The organism is Aeromicrobium sp. Root495, assembly GCF_001426755.1.
GTDB lineage: Bacteria > Actinomycetota > Actinomycetes > Propionibacteriales > Nocardioidaceae > Aeromicrobium.
On record NZ_LMFJ01000001.1, the window covers coordinates 1,492,327 to 1,517,082 of the forward strand.

A 24,756-nucleotide genomic window follows, 5' to 3' on the forward strand; every position below is an offset into this window, starting at 1 on the left:
CGTGCTCGTCGTCGCCGGATGGCTCCGGGTCGACCCTGCAGCCCGCGAGGAGTACCTCGCGGGCTGCACGGCCGTCGTCGAGCAGGCGCGCGCTGCGCAGGGCTGCCTCGACTTCACCCTCGGCGCCGACCTCGTCGACGCCGGCCGCATCAACGTCTACGAGCGGTGGCAGGACGAGAGCGACCTGCTGGCCTTCCGGGGCTCAGGGCCGTCGGATGACCAGCAGGTCGCGATCGTCGATGCGTCGGTCAGTCGTTACGAGATCTCGTCCGAGGGACCGGCCTGAGACTTCTCGCTGCCGTCCGGGTTGAGCCCGGCCTTCTCGCGACGGCTCGAGACCGTGAGGCTCACGATCGCCGTGATCGACAGGATGGCCACGATGACGCCGAGGCTCAGCAGGGTCGGGATCTCGTACACCTTCACGTGCTCGCCGCCGTTGATGAACGGGAGCTCGTTCTCGTGCAGCGCGTGGAGGATGAGCTTCACGCCGATGAAGGCCAGCAGGATGGCGAGGCCCTGCGACAGGTAGATGAGCTTCTTGAGCAGCCCACCGAGCAGGAAGTACAGCTGACGCAGACCCATGAGGGCGAAGACGTTGGCCGTGAAGACCAGGTACGGCTCCTTGGTAAGGCCGTAGATCGCCGGGATGGAGTCGAGCGCGAACAGCAGGTCGGTGGTGCCGAGCGCGATGATCACGAGGAACATCGGCGTGATGGCGCGCTTGCCGTTCTCGTGGACGAACAGCTTGAGGCCGTCCCACTGCTCGGAGATCGTGAACCGCTTGCGGGCGAACCTCACGACGGCGTTCTCGCCGTCGTCGTCGTGGTCGGTGTCCTTCATGAGGTTGTAGCCCGTGTACAGCAGGAACGCGCCGAAGATGTAGAAGATCCACGAGACCTGCTCGATGGCCACAGCGCCGAGCGCGATGAAGATCGCACGGAAGATCAGGGCAATCACGATGCCCACCAGCAGGGCCTCCTGCTGGTACTTCCTCGGCACGTTGAAGCTGGCCATGATGATGATGAAGATGAACAGGTTGTCGATCGACAGGCTGTACTCGGTGAGCCAGCCGGCGAAGAACTGCAGCCCGAAGTCGCCGTCCTTGATGTTCGGGTCGTTGTGGTAGAGCGTGACCCAGATGCCGAAGGCGATGGCCAGTCCGACATAGATGCTCAGGTAGGTGGCGCACTCCTTCATCGACGGCTCGTGCGGCCGCCTGGCCACGATGAGGATGTCGAACAGGAGCACCGCGAGCGTCACGCCGATCGTGATGGCCCACTCGGTGGTGGATACGTTCAAGGGAGATTCCTCCGGTCGTCAAACGGCCGGAGGTCTCTTCCGCCGGACCACGCTCGAGGCGGGCGCACGGCCCACAGAACCGGGTGACTGCTGGGAGTCACCGTGATGACGGCGCTGTGATCAGGGAATACTCCCCTCCGCGGATCATTCTGACAGCACGCCCCGAGCTTCGCTCGCCCGGCCGGGGCCGGGCGAGCGGGTGGTCAGACCTGGACCTCGTCGAGGGCGCCGGTCGCGACGTCGAACACGAACCCGCGGACCTGGTCCCGGTGCGGGACGAACGGGCTCGCCTGGATGCGCCTGATGCCCTGCACGACGTCGGCGGCGGCGTCGGGGAAGGCCTCCGCGGCCCAGCTGGGACGGATGCCGGTGTCGGCCTCGATGCTCTGGCGGAACTCGTCGTCGGAGAACGTGACCATGCCGCAGTCGGTGTGGTGCACGAGGACGATCTCCTCCGTGCCGAGCAGACGCTGGCTGATGGCGAGCGACCGCAGCGCGTCCTCCGTGACGACTCCGCCGGCGTTGCGGATCACGTGGGCGTCGCCCTCGGAGAGGCCGAGGATCTTGGCGGGGTCGAGGCGGGCGTCCATGCACGCGACGACGGCGACCTTGCGGGACGGCGGGAGCGGCAGGGGACCCTCGAAGCCCTGCTGGTAGGCCTGGTTGGACTCGACGAGCTCGTCGGTGACAGTCATGGCGACCTCCTGGTCGGGGTTGGTCGCCCCACCGTGTGCCCGGCAGACCTGATGACGACGCCGGTCCCACGAGGTGGGACCGGCGTCAGCCGCAGGGCGCAGGTGCTAGGCGTCGGCCGCCATCATGCCGCGCAGCTCCTTCTTGAGGTCGCCGATCTCGTCGCGGAGCCGGGCGGCCACCTCGAACTGGAGCTCGGCGGCGGCGGTGTGCATCTGCTCGCTGAGCTGGGCGATGAGGTCGGCCAGCTCGCCGGAGGGCAGGGACGCGAGGTCCTTGGTGTGCTGGCCCAGCGGGACGGCCGCACCCTTGCGCCGACGGTCGCCGGTGGCCGCGAGCAGCTTCTCGGTGTCGGCGTCCTCGCGCGCGAGCATGTCGGTGATGTCGCCGATCTTCTTGCGCAGCGGCTGCGGGTCGACACCCCGCTCGAGGTTGTAGGCGACCTGCTTCTCACGGCGACGGTTGGTCTCCTCGATGGCCAGGGCCATGGAGTCGGTCATCTTGTCGGCGTACATGATGACCTGGCCCGAGACGTTACGAGCGGCACGACCGATGGTCTGGATGAGGGAACGCCCCGAGCGCAGGAAGCCCTCCTTGTCGGCGTCGAGGATGGCGACGAGGCTCACCTCGGGGAGGTCGAGTCCCTCACGCAGGAGGTTGATGCCCACGAGGACGTCGTACTCCCCCATGCGCAGCTCGCGCAGCAGCTCGACACGGCGCAGCGTGTCGACCTCGCTGTGCAGGTACCGCGTGCGGATGCCGGCCTCGAGGAGGTAGTCGGTGAGGTCCTCCGACATCTTCTTGGTGAGGGTGGTGACGAGGACGCGCTCGTCGCGCTCGGTGCGGGTGCGGATCTGCGCGATGAGGTCGTCGATCTGGCCCTTGGTGGGCTTGACGACGACCTCGGGATCGACGAGGCCGGTGGGCCGGATGATCTGCTCGACGAAGTCGCCCTGCACCTTCTCCATCTCGTAGTTGCCCGGCGTGGCCGAGAGGTAGACCGTCTGACCGATGCGCTCCAGGAACTCGTCCCACGTGAGTGGACGGTTGTCCATGGCGCTGGGCAGGCGGAAGCCGTGCTCGACAAGGGTGCGCTTGCGGGACATGTCGCCCTCGTACATGGCGCCGATCTGCGGGATGGTCACGTGCGACTCGTCGACCACGAGCACGAAGTCCTCGGGGAAGTAGTCGAGCAGGCAGTTGGGGGCCGACCCGGGCGCGCGGCCGTCCATGTGGCGCGAGTAGTTCTCGATGCCCGAGCAGGTACCGATCTGCTGCATCATCTCGAGGTCGTACGTGGTGCGCATGCGCAGCCGCTGGGCCTCGAGGAGCTGGTTGTCGCGCTCCAGGACGGCCAGGCGGTCGGCCAGCTCGAGCTCGATGCTGGAGATGGCGCGCGTCATGATCTCCGGGCCCACGGCGTAGTGGGTGGCGGCGCCGACGTAGAGCTCCTGGTCGTCGCTCAGGATCTCGCCCGTGAGCGGGTGCAGGGTCATGAGTCGCTCGATCTCGTCGCCGAAGAACTCGATGCGGACGGCCATCTCCTGGTACACCGGGAAGATCTCGACGGTGTCGCCCTTGACCCGGAACGTGCCGCGGGTGGCGGTGGCGTCGTTGCGGACGTACTGGGCCTGGACGAGCGTGCGGAGCAGCTCCTCGCGCGGCTTGGACTCCCCGACCTTGAAGCCGATCATCCGGTTGGTGTACTCGGCGGCGGAGCCGAGTCCGTAGATGCACGAGACGGTGGCCACGACGATGACGTCGCGGCGGGTGAGCAACGACCACGTGGCCGAGTGCCGCAGCCGCTCGACCTCCTCGTTGATGGAGGAGTCCTTCTCGATGTACGTGTCCGTCTGGGGCACGTACGCCTCGGGCTGGTAGTAGTCGTAGTACGAGACGAAGTACTCGACCGCGTTGTTGGGGAGCAGCTCACGCAGCTCGTTGGCGAACTGCGCCGCCAGGAGCTTGTTGGGCAGCATCACGAGCATGGGTCGCTGCAGCTGCTCCGCGAGCCAGGCCGTGGTGGCCGTCTTGCCGGTGCCGGTGGCGCCCATGAGCACCGAGTCCTTCTCACCCGCGCCGATGCGCTGGGTGAGCGCGGCGATCGCGGCCGGCTGGTCACCGGCCGGCTTGTACTCCGAGACGACCTCGAAGGGTGCGACTTGACGCTGGAGCTCCGCTACTGGCCTCATTCCCACCAGCGTACGTGTCGGCACCGACAGAAGCAGCCCGTGCGTAGAGCAAGCACTAGGGTGGACGACATGGCCGCCCAGGACCGTCGCGCAGCACGGACGCAGGAGATCCTGGCAGCCACGCGCGCCCTCTTCGACGAGCGCGGCGTGCGCGACGCGCAGATCGAGGACATCGCCCGCGCCGTCGGCATCAACCGCGCCATCATCTACCGGCACTTCTCGGGCAAGGAGGAGCTGTTCGCGCTCACCCTCGTGGCCTACCTCGACGAGCTGGCCGAGCTGCTGCGCACCGCCGACGCCTCCGCCGAGACCGAGCCCGACCGCCTCGTGGCCATCACCCGCGGCTTCCTCGAGTTCGGGGAGCAGTACCCCGCGTTCGTCGACTGCGCCCAGTCGCTGCTGCGTCGTCGCGGCGACGAGCTCATGGCCGAGGTGAGCGACAAGGCCATGTTCCGTCTGGGCCAGGCCATGAACGGGCCGCTCGGCGTGGTCGTGGCCGTCCTCGACGAGGGCAACGCCTCCGGCGTCTTCCGGGTCGAGGACCCCGCCCTGCTGGCCAACATTTTCTACACGCAGGCGCTCGGCGTGCTGAACCTCGCCACCCTGCGCCTGGCCGTGCGCGAGCAGAACCCGGGCCTGCCCGCCGTCGACGACGTCCCGTTCGACCGGGTCAAGGAGATCGTCGTGAACAGCGCGCTCCACATGGCCCTCGCCGACACCCGCAGCTGACCGGCCCAGCCCGTCGGGCGGTGGGCTGGCGTCCGTCCGCCGCGCCCAGCCCGTCGGGCGGTGGGTTGGCGTCCGTCCGCCGCGCCCGGCCCGTCGGGCGGTGAGCTGGCGTCCGTCCGCCGGGCCCAGCCCGTCGGGCGGTGAGCTGGCGTCCGTCCGGAGCGGCGCGGGGCGTCCAGACGGACGCCAAGTCACCGCTCCGCGGCCCGACGGACGCTCAGGCACCGCCCACGGCTGGACGGACGCTCAGGCACCGCCCACGGCGGGACGGACGCTCAGGCACCGCCCACGGCGGGACGGACGCTGAGGCACCGCCAACCCGGGGGGACGCAGAAGGTCCCCGCCATCGCCGAGGCGATGACGGGGACCGTGGTCCGCTGGGGCTCAGGACTCCAGGATGGCGACGACGCCCTGGCCGCCGGCCGCGCAGATGGAGATGAGACCGCGCTTGCCCGGTCCGGCCTGGTGCAGGATCTTGGCCAGGTTGGCCACGATCCGGCCGCCGGTGGCCGCGAACGGGTGAGCCGCCGCGAGCGACGAGCCCTTGACGTTGAGCTTGGTCCGGTCGATCGAGCCGAGCGAGATGTCCAGGCCCAGACGCGTCTTGCAGAACTCGGCGTCCTCCCACGCGGCGAGCGTGGACAGCACCTGGCCGGCGAACGCCTCGTGGATCTCGTAGTAGTCGAAGTCCTGCAGCGTGAGGCCGTTGCGCTCGAGCATGCGGGGCACGGCGTACGCGGGCGCCATGAGCAGACCCTCGGTGCCGCTCACGTAGTCGACGGCAGCCTGCTCGTAGTCGACGAGGTAGGCCTGGACCTCCCAGCCGCGCTTCGTGGCCTCCTCCTCGGAGGCAAGGAGCGCGACGGACGCGCCGTCGGAGAGCGGCGTGGAGTTGCCCGCCGTCATGGTGGCCTCGTCGCCGAGGTTCTTGCCGAAGACCGGACGCAGCTTGGCGAGCTTCTCGACCGTGGAGTCCGGACGCAGGTGGTTGTCCTTGCTCACGCCGTTGAAGGGGGTGACGAGGTCGTCCTGCCAGCCCTCCTCCCACGCCTTGGCGAGGTTCTGGTGCGAGGCGGCCGCGAGCTCGTCCTGGGCCTCGCGCGTGATGCCCCACTGGTGCGTGGTGATGGCCTGGTGGTCACCCATGGACAGGCCCGTGCGCGGCTCCGCGTTGCGGGGCTGGTCGGGGGCGAGCATCGACGGGCGGATCTTGGAGATCGCCGCCAGACGGCCCTTGTTGTCCTTGGCGTTGTTGGCCTCGATGAGGATCTTGCGCAGCTTGTCGCCCACGGCGAGCGGGGCGTCCGAGGTGGTGTCGGTGCCGCCGGCGATGCCGAACTCGATCTTGCCGAGCGCGATCTTGTTGGCCACCTGGAACGTGGCCTGCAGGCCGGTGCCACACGCCTGCTGGATGTCAGTGGCAGGCGTCTCGGGCGAGAGCTTGGAGCCCAGCACGACCTCACGCGTGAGGTTGAAGTCGCGGGCGTGCTTGAGCACGGCGCCGGCGACGATCTCGCCGGCTCGCTCACCCTCGAGGCCGAAGCGGTCGACGAGGCCGTCGAGAGCCGCGGTCAGCATGTCCTGGTTGGACACGTCGGAGTAGACCGAGTTGGACCGGGCGAACGGGATGCGGTTGCCGCCGATGACGGCGACGCGGCGCACGCTGGGCGCCAGGGTCTTGTCGGTGCCTGCGGCCTTCTTGGCTGCGGCGGCCGGGGCCTTCTTCGCAGCCGGGGCCTTCTTGGCAGGCGTCTTCTTCGCGGGGGTCTGGGGGTCCGCCATGTGAGGAGCTCCTCGGGATGGAAGGTGGTGTGGTGGACTTTACTCACGGCAGACGTGACGAGCGCCTCTCCGTGCTGCGGTGGACCGCAGGTGCAACACCAAGTTACAGTTCCGAGAGAAGTTCAGATACCGTTGGTATGCGAGAGATAGGACACACCCGGATCATGACGGACAAGTACCAGGACCTGGCCCACAACCCGATCGGCAAGTTCCTCGTCAAGAACCTCGGGCTCCCCAACCCGCCGTACCTCGAGCGCTACGAGGGCGGTCCGCTCGTCAAGGGCACCGTGCTCACCGGCAGCGCCACCAACGGCCCCGTCGCCAAGGCCGTCACGGCCGCGCTCAAGGCGTCGAAGATCGAGGCGACCGGGGTTCCCGCGAACGGCAAGAAGTACAAGGGGCTCGTGTTCGACGCCACCGGCATCGACAGCGCCGCCGGGCTCGTCGCCCTCACGGAGTTCTTCACCCCCGTGCTGCGCCAGCTGGCCGGCTCGGGTCGCGTCGTCGTGATCGGCGCCCTGCCGTCGGAGGCCGCCACCGAGGGCGCCGCCATCGCGCAGCGTGGTCTCGAGGGCTTCACCCGCTCGCTCGGCAAGGAGGTCGGCGGCGGCAGCACCGTCAACCTCGTCTACGTCGCGAAGGGCGCGGAGAAGGCCCTGGCGTCCACGCTCGGCTTCTTCCTCTCCCCCAAGTCGGCCTACGTCTCCGGACAGGTCATCCGTCTCGGCAGCACCGGCATCACGTCGGCGCCCACCGTGAAGGACATCGAGAAGCCGCTCGCCGGCAAGGTCGCCCTCGTCACCGGCGCCTCGCGTGGCCTCGGTGCCGCCGACCTGCGCACGCTCGCCCGCGACGGCGCCACGGTCATCGGCCTCGACGTCCCGCCGCTGGAGGCCGACCTCAAGGCAGTCACCGAGGAGCTCGGCGGCGGCTACATCGTCGGCGACATCACCTCGCCCGACGCCCCGAAGCTCATCGCCGACTACGTCCGCGAGAACTACGGCTCCATCGACGTCATCGTGCACAACGCCGGCATCACGCGCGACAAGCGCCTGCGCAACATGAAGCCCGAGAACTGGCAGCTCGTCGTCGACATCTCCGTCGGCGCCCCGCAGCGCATCACCGACCACCTGCTCGAGCAGAACCTCATCAACGACGGTGGCCGCATCATCGGCATCGCATCCATCGCGGGCATCGCGGGCAACAACGGCCAGACCAACTACGCGTCGGCCAAGGCGGGCGTCATCGGCTGGATCCAGTCGCTCGCCGAGCGCGTGGCCGACCGCAACATCACGGCCAACGTCATCGCCCCCGGGTTCATGGAGACCGAGATGGTCAAGACCATCCCGCTCGGCATCCGCGAGGCCGGTCGACGCATGAACTCCATGTCGCAGGGCGGTCTGCCCGTCGACGTCGCCGAGGCCATCACGTGGCTCTCGGGCCCCGGCGCGGCCGCCGTGAGCGGCAATGTGGTGGGCGTCAACGGCCAGATGCTGATCGGTGCCAGCTGACATGACCACCACCCGCCAGTACGACAAGGCGCCGTCCACGCTGCCGCTCATGCTCAAGGCAGCGCTGCCCGCGCTGCCCGTCGTCGGTGGCCTGCCGGGCGTGAAGCACGCCTCCGGCGAGGTCCCCGACCTCGTGCTCCTGCGGTCCGACGTCACCACCGACACCGCTCACCTCGCTGCGTACGAGGAGGTTTGCGGTTTCGGCCGGTCCGACGCCCTGCCCACCACCTACCCGCACATGAGCGCGTTCGCGCTGCACATGGCGCTCATGACCGACACGTCGTTCCCGTTCGCGCCCATGGGTCTGGTGCACCTGCGCAACACCATCACGCAGCACCGGCCCCTGGGCCCGGGTGAGTCCTTCGACGTCAGCGTCAGGGCCGCCGACCTGCGACCGCACCCCAAGGGACAGCTCGTCGACCTCATCACCACGGTCACGGTCGACGGCGAGGTCGTGTGGGACGAGGTCACGACGTTGTTCTCGCGCGGCAAGCGTGGCGCGGGGGCCGAGACCTCGGCGGCGCCGCTCGACGGGATCGAGGCGCCCGACGGTGTCGTCCAGTGGAAGCTCAAGGGCGACCTCGGTCGTCGCTACGGAGCCATCTCGGGCGACCGCAACCCCATCCATCTGTACCCGGTCACCGCCAAGGCGTTCGGCTTCCCCACCAACATCGCCCACGGCATGTGGACCAAGGCCCGCAGCCTCGCCGCGCTCCAGAACCGGCTGCCCGACGCCCACCGCGTCGACGTCGAGTTCAAGAAGCCGGTGCTGCTGCCCGCCACGGTCACCTTCGGGCACACCGGGGCAGCCACCGACGCCGACGGACTGGTGTTCGGCGTCAAGGGCGCACGCAAGCCCGTGACCCACCTCGTGGGTCGCGTCACCGCCCTCTGAGGGCTTGTACCGGCACGTAACCCAAGGCGGCCCGGTGTCGTTGGATCCCCTGTAGCTCACGTCACAGAGGAGTCCACGATGCCGGGTCGTCTCGTCCGCGCCGCCCTGTCCGCCGCTCTCGTCCTGACCGGCGTGCTGGCCATCTCGTCGGCGCCGGCCTCGGCCGCCACGTCGTGGAAGCCGCGCCCCGAGCAGTACCCGGCCACCACCACGGTGCAGGACCTGGCGATCCCCATGTCCGACGGCACCGTGCTGCGCGGCAACCTCGTGCGTCCGGTCGGCGCCGACGGCAAGGTCGTCACCACCAGGCTGCCGACGATCGTCACCATCACCGCCTACAACAAGAACGTCCAGGAGCAGGCCGGCGGGCTGGCCGGCGGCGACTCCAGCTTCCTCGTGAAGCGCGGCTACCTGCAGCTCACCGTCGACGCCCGTGGCACGGGCAGCTCCGGCGGCACGTGGTGCGCGTTCTGCGCCCGCGAGGACAAGGACTTCGGCGAGGTCGTCACGTGGGCGGGTCAGCAGCCGTGGTCCAACGGCAGCACCGGCATGAGCGGTCCCTCGTACATGGGCATCGCCCAGATCTTCGCCGCCGGCGCACGGCCCAAGGGCCTCAAGGCGATCTTCCCCCAGGTCCCCGGCGCCGACGTCTACCGCGACGTCGTGGCCTCCGGAGGAGCGCTCGACGTCGGCTTCATCCCGCTGTGGATCGGCCTCGTGAACGGCACGGCCATCATCCCGCCGACCCTCACCGCCACCAACCCCGCGCTCGGCCTGGGCACGCTCGTGACGCACCTGCTCGGCAACGGCGCGTTCAGCGCCGGGCTGCTCCTCACGGCCCTGGGCGGTGGCGAGCCCGCGTTCGACGGCGAGTTCTACACGCAGCGCTCCCCCATCAACGTGGCCTCGAAGATCGACGTCCCGACGTTCTTCATCTCCGGGGAGTACGACCTCTTCCAGCGCGGCACGCCGCTGCTCTACGAGAACCTGCGCAAGCGCGGCGTCCAGACCAAGATGATCGTCGGGCCGTGGGACCACCTGCAGGCCTCCGGGGGCGTGGGCCTCGAGAAGGCGGGCCACGGCACGCTCGGCGAGCTCCAGCTCCGCTGGTTCGACCGCTACGTGAAGGGTCGCGCCGACGCCACCCTCGACTCCGACATCCCGCCGCTCACCTACTACCAGCAGGGCACGGGCGCCTGGACCAAGGGCACCGACGTCGTGGCCCCCGGCAGCCGCGCCACGAGCTTCCGCCTCTCCGGCTCGGCCTCGACAGGACAGACTGCAGGTCTCACCACCGGAAAGGCGGACGAGGGCGTCTCCGACGTCCTTCCCGTCCCGGCCCAGGGCCTGTGCACCCGCTCCACCAACCAGTGGACGGCCGGCGTCCTCAACAAGGCCCTTCCGGACCTGCCGTGCTTCACGAACAACCAGTTCAACGACCGGCTCGGTCCGGTGTTCGAGACGGCCCCGCTCACGAAGGCCGTCACGCTGCAGGGCCAGGTCAACGCCCGGCTCTACACCTCCACCGTCGGCGCCGGGGACGGCATGCTCTCGGTGGCGCTCGAGGACGTCGCGCCCGACGGCACCGTCAGCCGTCTCACCGGTGGCTGGCAGGTCATCTCGATGCGCGCCCTCGACACCAGCCGTAGCCGCTACCTGGACGGCAAGGTCATCCAGCCGTACCACCCGTTCACGAAGGCCAGCAAGAAGCCTCTCGCCGCAGGCGAGGTGGCACCGGTCGACGTCGAGATCTTCCCGACGGCGGCCAAGATCCTCCCGGGCCACCGGCTCCGGGTGGCCGTGCAGGCCTTCGACGTGCCGCACCTGCTCCCGAACCTCGGCGACCTACTGGGCTCGCTCAGCGTCATCCGGGTGCACAGCTCGGCGAAGTACCCGTCGGAGGTGACCATCCCGACGCGCTGACCGCGCGGCTGCGCCAGGGCCGTCAGCGGGAGCGGCGCTGTCGGATGAGGCCCTCCTGGGCCACGGTGGCCACGAGGGTCCCGTCCTGGGCGAAGACACGCGCCGTGCTGAGGCCCCGGGCTCCCGAGGCCGACGGCGAGGTCTGGTCGTAGAGCAGCCACTCGTCGGCGCGCACGGGACGGTGGAACCAGATCACGTGGTCGAGCGAGGCCGGCATGACCTTGGGGTCGCCGATGAAGGTGCCGTGCGGGAGGAGGGAGACGCCCAGCAGGCTGAAGTCCGAGATGTAGGTGAACGCCGCGTTGTGCACGATGCGGGAGTCGGGCAGCGTGCCGTTGGCGCGGAACCAGAGTCGCTGCACGGCCGGGACCAGCTCACGGGACGGGTCGTCGGGTGTCCGGTTGTCGCCCACGTACCGCAGGTCGAACGCGTCCCAGTCCCGCTTCCACGCGAGGGAGAAGTCCGACCCTCGCTCGGCGATGATGTCGATGAGGGGCGTGGAGTCCTCCGGAGACGGGACCTCGGGCATCCGGTCCTGGTGGTCGAAGCCGTCCTCCTCGCGCTGGAAGGACACCGTCATGTAGAAGATGTTCTCGCCGTGCTGGCGCGCCGCGACGCGCCGCGTGGTGAACGATCCGCCGTCCCGGACGTTCTCGACGTCGTAGATGATCGGGATGCTGGGATCGCCGCCGAGCAGGAAGTACGCGTGGAGCGAGTGGATGTGCCGGTCCTCCGGAGCCGTCAGCTGGGCCGCCATGACGGCCTGCGCCGCCACCTGCCCGCCGAAGACACGGACGAGGCTCGAGTTCTCGGGCTGCTTCCCGCGGTACAGACCGATCTCGAGCGGCTCGAGGTCCAGCAGGTCGACGATCTCAGACAACGATTCAGGCACGGGCCGATCCTAGCGATCCCGGCGCCCACCGGCGGCGTCCTCGCCGACCTCGTGGCTCAGCCGTCGTCGTGCTTGCGCTGACGCGCAAGGCTAGTCCCGATCGTTCTTGCGCTGACGCGCAAGGAACTGCTCGAACTGGTCCGCCAGCTCGTCGCCCGAGGGGATGGCGTCCTCCTCCGCCAGGAGCGACTGGGCCGCTCCTCGGGTGAAGGCGTCGTACTGCTGCTCCAGGCCGTGCAGGACGTTCTCGCCGTCCTGGTCCGAGATCTGCTCCTGGATCTGCTCCATGGCGGCGCTCGTGGCCGTGCGCAGGGCGTCGAGGTCGAGCTCGAGACCCAGCCGGTCGACGACGGCGTCGATCAGCGCGATGGCCGCCGGCGGGTAGTCGATCTGGGCGAGGTAGTGCGGGACGTGCACGACGTAGCCCGCGGCGTCGAGACCCAGCTGGCCGAACCGGTACTCCAGGAGCGACTGCGCCGACGACGGCACCTTGACCTCGGCGCCCCACAGGTTGGTGCGGTCGACGATCTCGGGCCGCGTGCCGTGGGCGGTGATCATGGGAGGACGGGTGTGCGGCACCCCCATGGGCACCGCGCCGAGCCCCAGCGTGAGCGGGATGCGCAGGTCGGTCACGACGTCGCGGAGCTCGCTCACGAAGGACTCCCAGCGGAAGTCGGGCTCCGGACCGGCGAGCAGGTAGTACGGCGTGCCGGCCGCGTCGCGCTCCAGCACGATGTCGAGCCGGGGCTCTTCGTAGTCCTGGTAGTGATCCTGGCGGAACGTGACGAAGGGTCGACGGGCGCGGTAGTCGTAGAGCTCGTCGACGTCGAAGGAGTGGACGACCTCCCCCTCGCCGGTCGTGAGCGCCTCGGCCGCCAGGCGCGGCGCGCCGCCGGCCGTCAGGAACCCGTCGAGGGCGTGGATGAGGACGGCTCCCTGAGGAGCCTCGGGATCAGTCTGGGTGTCTCGTCGCTTGGGCCACTGCATCGTCAACGCCTCAGCTCTCCGCCACATTCCCGCTGGTCACGGTCTCGCGCAGCGCCTCCAGGGCGTCGGTGGCGATGGCGTCGGGCGTGAGACCGACCCGCTCGAGCAGGACGTCGCGCTTGGCGTGCTCGAAGAACTCCTGGGCGATGCCGTGCACGCGCACGGGGGTGGGGATCCGGGCGTCCTGGAGGGCCTGTGTGAACGCCGACCCCACCCCGCCGACGCGTCCGTTGTCCTCGATGGTGACCACGAGTCGACGCCCGGTGGCCGCGGCCACCAGGTCGGGGTGGAAGGGCTTGACCCAGCGCGGGTCCACGACCGTGGTCCCGAGGCCGGCAGCCTCCAGCCGCTCGGCGACGGCGAGGCCGGTGCGTGCCATGGAGCCGACGGCCAGGACCAGGACGTCGTCGGAGCTGCCCTGGTGGAGCACGTCTCCCCCGCCGAGCGTGCCGACCGCGTCGATGTCGTCCGGCACGGCGCCCTTGGCGAACCGGACCACGGTGGGGGCGTCCGAGACGTCGACGGCCTCGCGCAGGAGCTCGCGCAGGCGTGAGCCGTCGCGGGGCGCGGCGAGCCGCAGGCCCGGGACGACCTGGAGGATCGACATGTCCCACATGCCGTTGTGGCTGGCGCCGTCGTCGCCGGTGAGGCCGGCCCGGTCGAGGACGAACGTGACGCCGCAGCGGTGCAGCGCGACGTCGAGCAGGACCTGGTCGAACGCGCGGTTCAGGAAGGTGGCGTAGACCGCGAAGACGGGGTGCAGACCGGCCATGGCCATGCCCGCCGCGCTCGTGGCGGCGTGCTGCTCCGCGATGCCCACGTCGACGACGCGGTCGGGGAACTTGTCGGCGAAGGCGTCGAGGCCCACCGGGTACAGCATGGCGGCCGTGATGCCCACGACGTCGGGACGCTCGTCGGCGATCCGGACGATCTCGTCGCGGAACACCGAGGTCCAGCCGGCGGGAGCGACCGAGCGGGCGTCGCCGGTCTCCCGGTCGAAGGCGGGCGCCTGGTGCATCTGGTCGTTGATGTTGGCCACGGCGATGTCGTAGCCCTGGCCCTTGGTGGTGAGTGCGTGGACGAGGACGGGACCGTTGAACCGCTTGGCCTGGGTGAGCGCGTGTTCGAGAGCCTGGCGGTCGTGCCCGTCGACCGGCCCGAGGTACTTGAGTCCCATGTCCTCGAACATGCCCTGCGGGGCGAGGACGTCCTTGAGCCCCTTCTTGATGGCGTGCAGCGCCTCGTAGGCCGCCGGGCCCACGAGACGACCGCTGCTCAGCCGCTCCTTGATGGCGGCCAGGGCGGGTTCGTACCGCGGGTTGGTGCGGATCTCGGCGAGCCGGTTGGCCAGGCCGCCGACGGTGGGCTGGTACGAGCGGCCGTTGTCGTTGACGACGATCACGAGGCGCCGGTCCTGAGCTGCAGCGATGTTGTTGATGGCCTCCCAGGCCATGCCGCCCGTGAGGGCACCGTCACCGATGACGGCCACGACGTGGCGGTCGTTGCCCAGGACCTCGTTGGCCCGGGCCATGCCGTCGGCGTAGGACAGGCTCGTGGAGGCGTGGGAGTTCTCGACCCAGTCGTGCTCGGACTCCGCCTGCGAGGGGTAGCCCGACAGGCCGCCCTCCTGGCGCAGCGAGTCGAAGGCGTCGGCGCGTCCGGTCACCATCTTGTGCACGTAGGCCTGGTGACCGGTGTCCCAGACGACGCGGTCGAGCGGCGACTCGAAGACGCGGTGGATGGCGAGCGTGAGCTCGACGACGCCCAGGTTGGGGCCGAGGTGCCCGGCGTGCTGGGCCACGGCGTCGATCGTGCGCTCGCGGATCTCGTGGGCGAGGGTCGCGAGGTCGTCGTCGGAGAGGTCCCGCAGGTCAGCGGGTCCGCGGATCTCGTCGAGCAGGGCCATTCGGCCAGTCTACCGAGGAGTCCTGGAGATCACCGGGGCGTCACCGCGCGTGGTAGCGGCCACGCTCGTGGGAGAGCACTGCAGCGTCGCTCACCTCGACGTGCTCGACCTGTGCCTCGACCAGGAGTCCCCACCCTGCGTGGCGAGCGTCCGTGGTGCGCCGGACGCCGATCCACCCTGCGGCGCCGGTCAGGACCGGCCCCCACGCGGACTCCTCCCACTGCGCCAGGGTGAAGGGACCACCCGGTGCCGGGGCCACACCGGCGAAGGCGTCGCTGAGGAACTCGTGACCGGACGTGGCGAGGTTCACGACGAACCGCTCGGGCTCCTCCTCCCAGAAGTCCGACTCCTCGTCGACGAGGCCCAGGACGACCGCCGGGTCACCGGCACCGATCATGAACGACGAGACCGTGAGGCCGACCCGGGCGCGCCCCTCCCCCGCGGTCCAGAGGCTCACGGCCGCCGGGAGGTGGCCGCGCAGCCGTCGGAGCGGGTCGCGGTCGCCCGGAGGCGTGGCGAAGGGATGGTCCGTGTGGATCGTCACCCCGCCAGCCTAGGCCCGTGGCCGACGGGTCAGGCGACGACGGATCCCGCCGACGCGTACGAGTCGGTGAGCGTGCCGACCGGGTCCTGCAGAAGCCGGCCGAACGCGAGCTCGGCGGCCCCCACCAGCACCGAGTCGGCGCCGAGACCGGGCAGCGTGATCCGGGCGAGCTCCCGCGGGGCTGCCAGTGCGTGCTCGGCGAAGGCGGCGTCGACATCGTCCCGCACCAGGGGCAGGAGGGGCCGCAGGTAGCCGCCCAGCACGATGACGCGCGGGTTCAGCAGGTTGACCATGCCGGCGAGTCCTCGGCCGATGTGCCAGGCCACCTGCCGCAGCTCCGGCGACGCCTCGTGGATGCCGTCGAGGAACTCGCCGAGCGAGGGAATGCGGTCGGGCGGGCACCCCACGGCGGCCGCGATGGCCACGCCGCCCACCTCGGTCTCCCAGCAGCCCCGTGCGCCGCAGTGGCACAGCTTTCCGTCGGGGACGAAGGGGACGTGGCCGATCTCGCCCGCGTAGCCGCCGGCACCCTCCAAGGGCCGTCCGGCCACGACGACGCCGGCGCCCACGCCGACCTCGCCGGAGAGGTACACGAGGTCGTCGACGCCCACACCGGCACCACGCAGGTGCTCGGAGACGGCGCCGAGGTCGGCATCGTTGCCCAGGACCGGCCTCATGCCGCCGCCCAGGCGCTCGGCGAGCAGGGCACTGAACGGCACCTCGTGCCAGCCCAGGTTGGGCGCGAGCCGGACGAACCCGTCGTCGGCACGCACGATCCCCGGCACCGCGGCACCGACGCCGACCACCGGCACGGAAGGGTCGATGTCCTTGAGCACGAGTCGCATGAGCTCGGCCACCGAGTCGGCGGTGACCTCGGGGTCGTGACCGGCCGGCGCCGGACCGGTGGCCCGGGCCTGGACGATGCCGCCCAGACCCACACGGGCCACGGAGAGCCCGTCCACGCGCACGTCGGCCGCGAGGACGACGGCGCCCGGTCCCGCGAGGACGTCGACCGAGGGCCGACCGACCCCTGCACGCGCCCCGACGGACTTGCCCTTGGCCGTGAGGCCGAGGGCCTCCAGCTCACCCACCAGACCGCCGATCGTGCTGCGGTTCAGTCCCATGCGACTCGTGAGGTCGGACCGTGAGATCCGGCCGGCGCCGTGCACGTGACCCAGGACGGTTCCGAGGTTGTGCCGTCGGACGTCCTCCTGGTTGGTGCCGACGCCCGTCCGACCTGCGGACGCCATGTCTAGAGTCCTGTCGCGGAACGCCGCCTGCGCGAGATCGCGTCGACGCTGGCCGCGAGGAGCAGGACGCCACCCGTGACGATGAAGTTGATGTACGAGGCCTGGTCGAGGAGGCCGAGCCCGTTGGCGATGGTGGCGATGACCAGGCCGCCGATGACGGCGTCGCGGGCCTTGCCCTTGCCGCCGAAGAGGCTCGTGCCGCCGATGACTGCCGCGCCCACCGCGTAGAGCAGCGTGTTGCCGCCGCCGGACGACGTGGAGACCTTGCCGAGGTTGGACGCCGCGATGACACCGCTGAGCGCGGCCATGGAGGAGCCGAACATGAAGACGGAGATCCGGATGCGGTCGACGTTGATGCCGGCGCGTCGCGCCGCCTCGGGGTTGCCACCCACCGCGTAGACGTGACGCCCGTAGGCCGTGCGGCCGAGGACCATGGTCCAGGCGATGAGCAGGGCGATCACGAGCGGCAGCACGTACGGGATGCCCTCGATGACGAAGCCGGCGTTGGGCGCGCGGTTCAGGTTGAGCACGTAGGTGACGACGAGCAGGATCACGGCGAGCGCGACGATCTGGGCGACCACGACGGCGAGCGGCTGGTGCTGCAGGCCCTTGGAGACCTTCAGGCGGTGGCTCCGCAGGGCCAGGAGCGCGTAGACCACGATGACGACGACGGCGAGGACCCAGCCCCACGTCGGCGGCACGTTGTTCTTGGTGATGCCCTTGATGACCTCCTGGTCGACGCGGACGGAGCCGCCGTCGCCGATGAGCTTCAGGAGCAGGCCCTGCAGGCCCAAGAAGAACGCCAGGGTCACGACGAAGGAGGGAATGCCCACCTTGGCCACGATCAGGCCGATGACGAGGCCGATGACCGCGCCGGTGACGAGGGCGCCGAGCACCGCGACGCCCCACGGCAGGTCGTGGTCGGCGATCGCGAGCCCCATGACGGCTGCTGACGCGCCACCGGTGACGCCGGCGGACAGGTCGATGTCGCCCAGGAGCAGCACCATCACCAGTCCCATGGCCAGCACGATGATGGCGCCGGCCTGGGTGATGAGGTTGGCCATGTTGAGGGCCGAGAGGAAACGGTCGTTGGCGAGCCCGAACACGATGAACAGGACGAGCAGGCCCAGGATGGCGGGCAGCGCACCCATGTCGCCGCCGCGGACGCGGTTCACGTAGGCGCGTGCCGCCTCGCCCAGCGTGTTGGACTGGGTCCGGTCGTTGGCGAAGCCCGCCTCTTCGGCGTCGGTGATGATGTCGGTCATGTCTGGCCCCTCAGGCAGTCGCCGACGGAGCCGCGGCGCCGTCGAGATCGGAAGATGTGCCGGTCGTGATGAGCTCGACGACCTGGCGGGACGTGACGTCCTTCGTGGCGACGTCGGCGGCCACGCGGCCGAGGTAGAGCGCCGTGATGCGGTCCGCCACCTCGAAGACGTCGGTCAGGTTGTGCGAGATGAGCAGCACGCCCACGCCGGAGTCGGCGAGACGGCGCACGAGGTCGAGCACCTGGCGGGTCTGGGCCACACCGAGCGCGGCGGTCGGCTCGTCGAGCAGCACGATCTTGGAGTTCCACAGCGCCGCCTTGGCGATGGCCACGGTCTGACGCTGACCGCCCGAGAGGCTCGAGACGCTCTGGCGCACGGACTTGACGGTGCGGACCGACAGCGACGCGAGCACCTCGCGCGCCTTGGACTCCATGGAGGTCTCGTCGAGCACGGGCCCGGTCTTCATCTCGCGGCCGAGGAACATGTTCTCGACGATGTCGAGGTTCTCGCAGAGGGCGAGGTCCTGGTAGACCACCTCGATGCCGAGGGCGGAGGCGTCCTTCGGTCCGTGGACCTCGACCGGCTTGCCGTCGAAGCGGTACTCGCCGCTGTCGAGCGGGTAGATGCCCGCGACGGCCTTGACGAGCGTCGACTTGCCGGCGCCGTTGTCGCCGACGAGGGCGGTGACCTGGCCGGGATAGATGGCGAGGTCGACGTCGTGGAGGACGTGGACGACGCCGAAGCTCTTGTTGATTCCTCGCAGCTCGAGGAGCGGTGACGTGCTCATGTGCGGCCTCCGAGAGGGCGGTCGAGAGGGTTCAGGGGGTGGTGACGCGTCAGGTGCGGCTTCCTGGGGACGTTCCCCCAGGAAGCCGCACCCGAGTGCGTCAGCTGATGCCGGCGTCCGTGCAGAGCTTGGTGAACTTGCCCGTGCACACGTCCGACGCCTTCAGGTCGCCCGACTCGATCGGAGCGCCGACGTTGGACTTGTCGATGGCGACCGGGTCGAGCAGGATCGCCGGGACGTCACGCTTGCCCGTGTCGTCCTTGACGGTGCCGGTGGTCTCCGGCTTGTCGCCCTTGACCATCGCGATGGCGGCCTCGGCCAGCGCGCCGGCCTGGCCGGTCGCCGACTTCTGGATCGTCATGCACTGGTCACCCGTGAGGATGTTCTGCAGACCCTCGGCCGTCGCGTCCTGACCGGTGACGGGGACCTTGCCGGCCTGACCGTTCTTGTCGAGGATCGAGATGACTGCGCCGGCGAGGCCGTCGTTGGCGGCGTAGACGCCGTCGACCTTGCCGTCGGCCTTGGTGTACAGCTGCTCGAAGATCGTGACGGCCTGCTCGTTGTCCCAGTCCGGGACAGCCTGCTCGCCGACCTTCTTGTAGGTGCTGACCTTGTCGAGGACGCTGTGCGCGCCGTCGGAGAACAGCGTGGCGTTGTTGTCGGTGGGCGAACCGTTGAGGAACACGATGTTCGCGTCCTTGTCGCCGAGGCACTTCTGGAGCCCCTCGCCCTGCAGGGCACCGACCTTGCTGTTGTCGTACGAGATGTAGACGTCGGCCGAGCCGCCCAGCGTGAGACGGTCGTAGTCGATCGTCTTGACGCCCTGGCTCTTGGCCTTCTCCTCGATGGCCGCACCCGAGTCGGAGTCGAGGTTGACGATCGCGAGGACCGTGACGCCGTCGGTGATCATGCCGTCGGCGATGGTCTGCATCTTGTCGGCGTCACCCTCGGCGTTCTGGATGTCGTACTTCACGCCGGCCTTCTTGAACGCGGCTGCGAGCGCCGGCTTGTCGGCGCTCTCCCAGCGGGCCGAGGACTTGGTGTCCGGCAGGATCACGCCGATCTTGCCCTCGGACGCCTTGCCGCCGTCTCCACCGTCGTCGCCGTTGTCGCTGCCACACGCGCTGAGCGCGAAGACCGCACACATCGCCGTTGCGATCATCAGATTGCGAGTCCGCTTCACACAGACCGCCTCCACTTCTACGAGTCAGAGCGTGCCGCCGGTCCGTTGTTTCGCCTGCGTTACGCAATTGTTGTTTGGCACAACGTATAGCGTGACCGGCATCACGTCCAGCACCTCGGCCAACAAATTGTTGCCGCGGACCACAATATGTCGGAAGCCCCGGGTGAATCAGGGTCGTTCGGTCTCCCAACGCTGCGTGTCGCTCACCGCGAGCGGCGTGCTGCCGGCGCGCTGCGCCTGACGACCTGCCTGCTCGCCCACGAGGTTCAACGCCGGCACCCGGTCCTCCACGACGAAGCTCGCCCGGGTGAAGGCGGCCGCGCCGGGCGTCCGTACCTGCTCGACGCAGCGGAAGTCCGCCTGGAGCTCCTCCGGCCTGATCGTGGTCCGTACGTAGCCCCGCAGGCTGTTCTGCATCTTCAGGTGCGGGTTCCAGGCGAGCCACGGGTGCGCGGTCAGGGCCGTGTCGGCGCCGCTGCCCCCGGACGTGACGGAGCTGCACACGAGCTCGGTCCCGACCGAGCGGGACGTCGGGTCGTCGTAGTCGAGCTTGAGCTCGCTCGCCCAGTGCGCGTGCACGTCCCCCGTGAGCACGACGGGGTTGCGGACCTCGGCCTCCACCCAGGCACGCGTGATGCGGTCCCGCGACGCCTGGTAGCCGTCCCACGCGTCCATCGAGACGGTCTTGAGCGGCCCCTGGTCGCTGTCGCGCTGGGCGAAGAAGACCTGCTGCCCCAGGACGTCCCACCGGGCCTGCGAGCGGTTGAAGCCGTCCACGAGCCAGCGCTCCTGGCGTCCCCCCGTGATGGAACGCCTCGGGTCCACGGCGGCCGGGCAGTCCGTCCGGTAGCCGTCGCCGCAGCCCTGGTCGTCGCGGAACTGGCGGGTGTCGAGCATGTGGAACGTCGCGAGCCTCCCCCACTGCACGCGCCGGAAGATCTGGATGTGACCGGCCCGCGGCACCGAGGTCCGCCGCAGCGGCATGTTCTCGTAGTAGGCCTGGAAGGCCGCTGCCCGTCGCGCCAGGAAGCCCGGCGCGTCCGCAGCGTCCTCCGGGACGTCACCGGCCCAGTTGTTGTCCACCTCGTGGTCGTCGAACACGACCACCCACGGGGCCGCCGCGTGCGCGAGCTGGAGGTCGGCGTCGGTCTTGTACTGCGCGTGGCGCTGGCGGTACGACGCGAGGTCGACGGTCTCCGGCCCCTCGTGGTCGCGCACGTTGCCGCCCGGCGCCACGTAGTCGTCGGCTCGGTACTCGTACTGGTAGTCGCCGAGGTGCAGGACGAGGTCGGGGTGGTCCTCCGCGAGCCGCCGGTACGCCGTGAAGAAGCCGTGCTCGTACTGCGCGCACGACACGAACGACATCGCCAGCTCGCGGGGCATCGCGTCGGGCCGGGGCGCGGTGACGGCGCGCCCGATGCGGGAGACGAATCCGCCGGCGCGGAACCGGTACCAGTACTCGCGGGCCGGCTTCAGGTGCCGGACCTCCACGTGCACCGAGTGCGCTCCCCTGTCGTGCGCCACCACGACCCCCGCCGCCTCGACCCGGCGGAAGCGTTCGTCGCTCGCCACCTGCCACTCCACGGGGACCCCGCGCGACGGCATGCCGCCGAGGCCGTCGGCCGCGAGCGGGTCGAGCGCGAGGCGGGTCCAGAGCACGAACCCGTCGGGCTCGGGGTCGCCGCACGCGACGCCGAGCGTGAACGGGTCGTGCGGCAGACGCACCGCGTGCGCCCTTCGGTCGGCCGTCGCCGTCGCGGGCGCCCCCGAGGCGCTCGCGAAGGGGCTCAGGACACTGGTTCCCGCTGCGGCGCCGACGACGGCTCCCGAGCGGATGACATCTCTGCGGGTGGGCATCCACCCACGTGACCCGACGCCCGTGAACGTCGGGTGGCATCAGCATGAAGCCCCGGCACCGACCAGGAATGATGCCTTCGGGTAGCCAGAGGTACCCGCGAGCATCGTCCCGCGTCGGTCCGGAAGCAGAAAAGATGCATCCGGGTAGCCAGGGCTACCCGGATGCATCATCTCGCGTCCGCCGGGGCGGTTCCGTCAGCTCAGAGGAGCGAGCGGAGCACGTACGGCATGATGCCGCCGTTGCGGTAGTAGTTGGCCTCACCCGGGGTGTCGATGCGGACGACGGCGTCGAACTCGACGTCTCCCGCCGTGACCTTGACGGTCTTGGGGGTGCGGCCCTCGTTGAGCTCGGTGATGCCCGCGAAGGAGAACGTCTCCTCGCCCGTCAGGCCCAGCGACTCGGCGTTCTGGCCCTGCGGGAACTGCAGCGGGAGGACACCCATGCCGATGAGGTTGGAGCGGTGGATCCGCTCGTACGACTCGGCGATGACGACCTTGACGCCCAGGAGCGCGGTGCCCTTGGCCGCCCAGTCGCGCGAGGAGCCGGAGCCGTACTCCTTGCCCGCCAGGACGACGAGCGGGATGCCGGCCTCCTGGTACTTCTCCGACGCCTCGAACACCGTGGTGACCTCACCGTCGGTGCTGAAGTCGCGCGTGAAGCCACCCTCGGTGCCGGGCGCGATCTGGTTGCGCAGGCGGATGTTGGCGAACGTGCCGCGGATCATGACCTCGTGGTTGCCTCGGCGCGAGCCCAGGGAGTTGAAGTCGCGCGGCTCCACGCCGTGCTCCATGAGGTACTTGCCGGCCGGGCTGTCCTTCTTGATGGCGCCGGCGGGGCTGATGTGGTCGGTGGTGACCGAGTCGCCCAGCTTGAGCAGGACACGCGCACCGTCGACGTCGACGACGTCGGAGGGCTCGATGTCCATGCCGTCGAAGTACGGCGCGCGGCGGACGTACGTGGAGTCCGCGTCCCACTCGAACGTGTCGCCGTCGGGCGTGGGGAGGTTCTGCCAGCGCTCGTCGCCGGCGAAGACGTCGGCGTACTCCTTGCTGAAGGTCTCGGAGCTGATGGCGCTCTGGATGACGTCCTCGACCTCGGACGGGCTGGGCCAGATGTCCTTGAGGTACACCGGGTTGCCGTCGGTGTCGTCGCCGAGGGACTCGGTGGTGATGTCGATGTCCATGGAGCCGGCGATGGCGTAGGCCACCACGAGCGGCGGCGAGGCCAGGTAGTTCATCTTGATGTCGGGGTTGATCCGACCCTCGAAGTTGCGGTTGCCCGAGAGCACCGAGACGACGGCGAGGTCGTTCTCGTTGACCGCGGCGCTGACCTCGGCGATGAGCGGGCCGGAGTTGCCGATGCACGTGGTGCAGCCGTAGCCGACGAGGTTGAAGCCCATCTTGTCGAGGTAGGGCGTGAGGCCGGAACGGTCGTAGTAGTCCGAGACCACCTTGGAGCCGGGCGCGAGCGTGGTCTTGACCCACGGCTTGCGCGAGAGGCCCTTCTCGACGGCCTTCTTGGCCAGCAGGGCCGCGCCGATCATGACCGACGGGTTGGACGTGTTGGTGCACGACGTGATGGCGGCGATGGTGACCGCACCGTGGTCGAGCGTGAAGGTCTGGCCGTCGACCGTGACCTCGATGGGGTTGCTCGGGCGTCCGCCGTCGGCGGGCACGCACGAGAGGTAGTCGCGCGGCGGCTTGGTGCCGTCGTCGCTCGAGGAGGGCGCGTCGGAGGCCGGGAAGGACTCCTCGACGGCCTCGTCGTAGCTCGCGCCGTTGGCCTGGTCGCCGTCCTCGACGTACGCCGAGAGGGCTCCGCGGAAGCCCTCCTTGGCGCTCGACAGGACGACGCGGTCCTGCGGGCGCTTGGGGCCGGCGATGGAGGGGACGATCGTGCCCAGGTCGAGCTCGATGTACTCGGAGTAGCGCGGCTCGTGCTCGGCGTCGTGCCACAGGCCCTGGGCCTTGGCATACGCCTCCACGAGGGCGATCTGCTCCTTGCTGCGACCCGTGAGCTCGAGGTACTTGGTGGTCTCGGCGTCGAGCGGGAAGACGGCGATGGTGGAGCCGTACTCGGGGCTCATGTTGCCGATCGTGGCGCGGTTGGCCAGCGGCACCGCGCCGACGCCGGGACCGTAGAACTCGACGAACTTGCCGACGACGCCGTGCTCGCGCAGCATCTCGGTGATCGTGAGGACGAGGTCGGTGGCGGTGGCGCCCTCGGGCAGTTCGCCCGACAGCTTGAAGCCGACGACGCGCGGGATGAGCATGGAGATGGGCTGGCCCAGCATGGCCGCCTCGGCCTCGATGCCGCCGACGCCCCAGCCCACGACGCCCAGGCCGTTGACCATGGTGGTGTGCGAGTCGGTGCCGACGCAGGAGTCGGGGTAGACCGTGCCGTCCTTGTCGAACACGACGCGCGCGAGGTGCTCGATGTTGACCTGGTGCACGATGCCGGTGCCCGGGGGAACGACCTTGAAGTCGTCGAACGCGCCCTGGCCCCAACGGAGGAACTTGTAGCGCTCGTTGTTGCGCTCGTACTCGATCTCGACGTTGCGCTCGAAGGCCTCGGGCGTGCCGAAGACGTCGGCGATCACCGAGTGGTCGATGACCATCTCGGCCGGAGCGAGCGGGTTGATCTTGGAGGGGTCGCCACCGAGCTCGGCCATGGCCTCGCGCATCGTGGCGAGGTCGACGACGCAGGGCACGCCGGTGAAGTCCTGCATGATCACGCGGGCGGGCGTGAACTGGATCTCCTGGTCGGGCTCGGCCGACGGGTCCCAGCCCGCGAGGGCCTTGATGTCGTCGGCCGTGATGTCGGCCCCGTCCTCGGTGCGCAGCAGCGCCTCCAGGAGGATCTTGAGGCTGAACGGGAGGCTGGCGACGTCGAGGCCGTCACCGCTCACGGCGTCCAGTCGGTAGAACTCGTACGAGGAATCCCCTACCTCGAGCGTGTCCTTGGCGTTGAAGCTGTCGACGGCCATGTTGCTCTCCTTCACGTTTGGTTTCCATCCTGCCGATCAGCGCCCTGCGGCGCCACGTCAGGTTCACCTAAGTC

At 69.7% G+C, this 24,756-nt stretch carries 19 protein-coding genes; 5 read left to right on the forward strand and 14 right to left on the reverse strand.

The genetic code is table 11. The annotated features are described in order from the left end of the window. Position 1: 1 nt before the first annotated feature. A complete protein-coding gene (locus ASD11_RS07520) occupies positions 2 to 286 on the forward strand; it encodes a putative quinol monooxygenase (RefSeq protein ID WP_056285337.1) in 285 nt (94 codons plus the stop codon). Here the strand turns inward: ASD11_RS07520 and ASD11_RS07525 are convergent. The 3 genes from ASD11_RS07525 to uvrB form a co-directional block, all read right to left on the reverse strand. Next, positions 256 to 1,299: a TerC family protein gene (locus ASD11_RS07525; protein WP_056285339.1), complete on the reverse strand. Its 1,044-nt coding sequence runs from the start codon at positions 1,297 to 1,299 to the stop codon at positions 256 to 258. The two genes, ASD11_RS07520 and ASD11_RS07525, sit on opposite strands and share 31 nt — an antisense overlap. 203 nt (positions 1,300 to 1,502) lie before the next feature. Further along, positions 1,503 to 1,994, reverse strand: a complete 492-nt coding sequence (locus tag ASD11_RS07530) for a beta-class carbonic anhydrase (protein WP_056285342.1) — start codon at positions 1,992 to 1,994, stop codon at positions 1,503 to 1,505. Between the two features lie 105 nt (positions 1,995 to 2,099). After that, positions 2,100 to 4,184, reverse strand: coding sequence for an excinuclease ABC subunit UvrB (gene uvrB / locus ASD11_RS07535; RefSeq protein WP_056285345.1), 2,085 nt, complete (start codon positions 4,182 to 4,184; stop codon positions 2,100 to 2,102). Between the two features lie 69 nt (positions 4,185 to 4,253). On the opposite strand from uvrB, the gene ASD11_RS07540 reads away from it, so the two are divergent. Next, a complete protein-coding gene (locus ASD11_RS07540) occupies positions 4,254 to 4,913 on the forward strand; it encodes a TetR/AcrR family transcriptional regulator (protein ID WP_056285347.1) in 660 nt (219 codons plus the stop codon). Between the two features lie 384 nt (positions 4,914 to 5,297). Here ASD11_RS07540 and ASD11_RS07545 read toward each other — a convergent pair whose 3' ends face one another. Beyond that, entirely contained in the window at positions 5,298 to 6,695 is a 1,398-nt protein-coding gene (locus ASD11_RS07545; protein WP_082554222.1) for an acetyl-CoA C-acetyltransferase, read from the reverse strand. 164 nt (positions 6,696 to 6,859) lie between these two features. On the opposite strand from ASD11_RS07545, the gene ASD11_RS07550 reads away from it, so the two are divergent. From ASD11_RS07550 to ASD11_RS07560, 3 genes are all read left to right on the forward strand, one after another. Then, entirely contained in the window at positions 6,860 to 8,206 is a 1,347-nt protein-coding gene (locus ASD11_RS07550; RefSeq protein WP_056285350.1) for a 3-oxoacyl-ACP reductase, read from the forward strand. A gap of 1 nt (position 8,207) precedes the next feature. Then, on the forward strand, positions 8,208 to 9,101 hold the full coding sequence (locus ASD11_RS07555) for a MaoC family dehydratase (RefSeq protein WP_056285355.1): 894 nt from the start codon (positions 8,208 to 8,210) through the stop codon (positions 9,099 to 9,101). Positions 9,102 to 9,179: 78 nt separating this feature from the next. Then, positions 9,180 to 11,024 carry a CocE/NonD family hydrolase gene (locus ASD11_RS07560; protein ID WP_056285358.1) on the forward strand — a complete coding sequence of 615 codons (1,845 nt, stop codon included), beginning with the start codon at positions 9,180 to 9,182 and terminating at the stop codon, positions 11,022 to 11,024. A 22-nt stretch (positions 11,025 to 11,046) separates the two neighbouring features. Here the strand turns inward: ASD11_RS07560 and ASD11_RS07565 are convergent, their stop codons facing one another. The 10 genes from ASD11_RS07565 to ASD11_RS07610 all read right to left on the reverse strand — a co-directional run bounded on the left by ASD11_RS07565 (position 11,047) and on the right by ASD11_RS07610 (position 24,682). Further along, complete coding sequence (locus ASD11_RS07565) at positions 11,047 to 11,916, reverse strand: acyl-CoA thioesterase (RefSeq protein WP_056285360.1); 870 nt, start codon at positions 11,914 to 11,916, stop codon at positions 11,047 to 11,049. A gap of 90 nt (positions 11,917 to 12,006) precedes the next feature. Next, a complete protein-coding gene (locus tag ASD11_RS07570) occupies positions 12,007 to 12,903 on the reverse strand; it encodes a PAC2 family protein (protein WP_056285363.1) in 897 nt (298 codons plus the stop codon). A 10-nt stretch (positions 12,904 to 12,913) separates the two neighbouring features. Beyond that, positions 12,914 to 14,809: a 1-deoxy-D-xylulose-5-phosphate synthase gene (gene dxs, locus ASD11_RS07575; RefSeq protein ID WP_056285367.1), complete on the reverse strand. Its 1,896-nt coding sequence runs from the start codon at positions 14,807 to 14,809 to the stop codon at positions 12,914 to 12,916. A 40-nt stretch (positions 14,810 to 14,849) separates the two neighbouring features. Continuing rightward, positions 14,850 to 15,353 (reverse strand): flavin reductase family protein, encoded by a 504-nt coding sequence (locus tag ASD11_RS07580; protein ID WP_056285370.1) that lies wholly within the window; start codon positions 15,351 to 15,353, stop codon positions 14,850 to 14,852. 29 nt (positions 15,354 to 15,382) lie between these two features. Then, positions 15,383 to 16,603: an ROK family transcriptional regulator gene (locus ASD11_RS07585; RefSeq protein WP_056285373.1), complete on the reverse strand. Its 1,221-nt coding sequence runs from the start codon at positions 16,601 to 16,603 to the stop codon at positions 15,383 to 15,385. Positions 16,604 to 16,605: 2 nt separating this feature from the next. Continuing rightward, complete coding sequence (locus ASD11_RS07590) at positions 16,606 to 17,868, reverse strand: sugar ABC transporter permease (RefSeq protein ID WP_056285374.1); 1,263 nt, start codon at positions 17,866 to 17,868, stop codon at positions 16,606 to 16,608. Positions 17,869 to 17,878: 10 nt separating this feature from the next. After that, the gene (locus ASD11_RS07595) at positions 17,879 to 18,655 is read right to left on the reverse strand and encodes an ATP-binding cassette domain-containing protein (RefSeq protein WP_056285375.1); all 777 of its coding nucleotides are present in this window, start codon (positions 18,653 to 18,655) and stop codon (positions 17,879 to 17,881) included. 100 nt (positions 18,656 to 18,755) lie between these two features. Then, entirely contained in the window at positions 18,756 to 19,817 is a 1,062-nt protein-coding gene (locus ASD11_RS07600; RefSeq protein ID WP_156464630.1) for a sugar ABC transporter substrate-binding protein, read from the reverse strand. Between the two features lie 189 nt (positions 19,818 to 20,006). Beyond that, entirely contained in the window at positions 20,007 to 21,695 is a 1,689-nt protein-coding gene (locus ASD11_RS07605) for an alkaline phosphatase D family protein (RefSeq protein WP_056285381.1), read from the reverse strand. A gap of 200 nt (positions 21,696 to 21,895) precedes the next feature. Then, positions 21,896 to 24,682 carry an aconitate hydratase gene (locus ASD11_RS07610; RefSeq protein WP_056288572.1) on the reverse strand — a complete coding sequence of 929 codons (2,787 nt, stop codon included), beginning with the start codon at positions 24,680 to 24,682 and terminating at the stop codon, positions 21,896 to 21,898. Positions 24,683 to 24,756 lie beyond the last annotated feature (74 nt).

What these genes read in the sequence shown, in the direction of transcription:
- ASD11_RS07560 (WP_056285358.1), top strand. Translation starts at nt 9,180, where the DNA reads ATGCCGGGTCGTCTCGTCCGCGCCGCCCTGTCCGCCGCTCTCGTCCTG.
- dxs (WP_056285367.1), bottom strand. Translation starts at nt 14,809, where the DNA reads ATGGCCCTGCTCGACGAGATCCGCGGACCCGCTGACCTGCGGGACCTC.
- ASD11_RS07590 (WP_056285374.1), bottom strand. Translation starts at nt 17,868, where the DNA reads ATGACCGACATCATCACCGACGCCGAAGAGGCGGGCTTCGCCAACGAC.
- ASD11_RS07585 (WP_056285373.1), bottom strand. Translation starts at nt 16,603, where the DNA reads ATGGCGTCCGCAGGTCGGACGGGCGTCGGCACCAACCAGGAGGACGTC.
- ASD11_RS07610 (WP_056288572.1), bottom strand. Translation starts at nt 24,682, where the DNA reads ATGGCCGTCGACAGCTTCAACGCCAAGGACACGCTCGAGGTAGGGGAT.
- ASD11_RS07595 (WP_056285375.1), bottom strand. Translation starts at nt 18,655, where the DNA reads ATGAGCACGTCACCGCTCCTCGAGCTGCGAGGAATCAACAAGAGCTTC.
- ASD11_RS07555 (WP_056285355.1), top strand. Translation starts at nt 8,208, where the DNA reads ATGACCACCACCCGCCAGTACGACAAGGCGCCGTCCACGCTGCCGCTC.
- ASD11_RS07605 (WP_056285381.1), bottom strand. Translation starts at nt 21,695, where the DNA reads ATGCCCACCCGCAGAGATGTCATCCGCTCGGGAGCCGTCGTCGGCGCC.
- uvrB (WP_056285345.1), bottom strand. Translation starts at nt 4,184, where the DNA reads ATGAGGCCAGTAGCGGAGCTCCAGCGTCAAGTCGCACCCTTCGAGGTC.
- ASD11_RS07545 (WP_082554222.1), bottom strand. Translation starts at nt 6,695, where the DNA reads ATGGCGGACCCCCAGACCCCCGCGAAGAAGACGCCTGCCAAGAAGGCC.
- ASD11_RS07570 (WP_056285363.1), bottom strand. Translation starts at nt 12,903, where the DNA reads ATGCAGTGGCCCAAGCGACGAGACACCCAGACTGATCCCGAGGCTCCT.
- ASD11_RS07600 (WP_156464630.1), bottom strand. Translation starts at nt 19,817, where the DNA reads ATGATCGCAACGGCGATGTGTGCGGTCTTCGCGCTCAGCGCGTGTGGC.
- ASD11_RS07530 (WP_056285342.1), bottom strand. Translation starts at nt 1,994, where the DNA reads ATGACTGTCACCGACGAGCTCGTCGAGTCCAACCAGGCCTACCAGCAG.
- ASD11_RS07540 (WP_056285347.1), top strand. Translation starts at nt 4,254, where the DNA reads ATGGCCGCCCAGGACCGTCGCGCAGCACGGACGCAGGAGATCCTGGCA.
- ASD11_RS07550 (WP_056285350.1), top strand. Translation starts at nt 6,860, where the DNA reads ATGACGGACAAGTACCAGGACCTGGCCCACAACCCGATCGGCAAGTTC.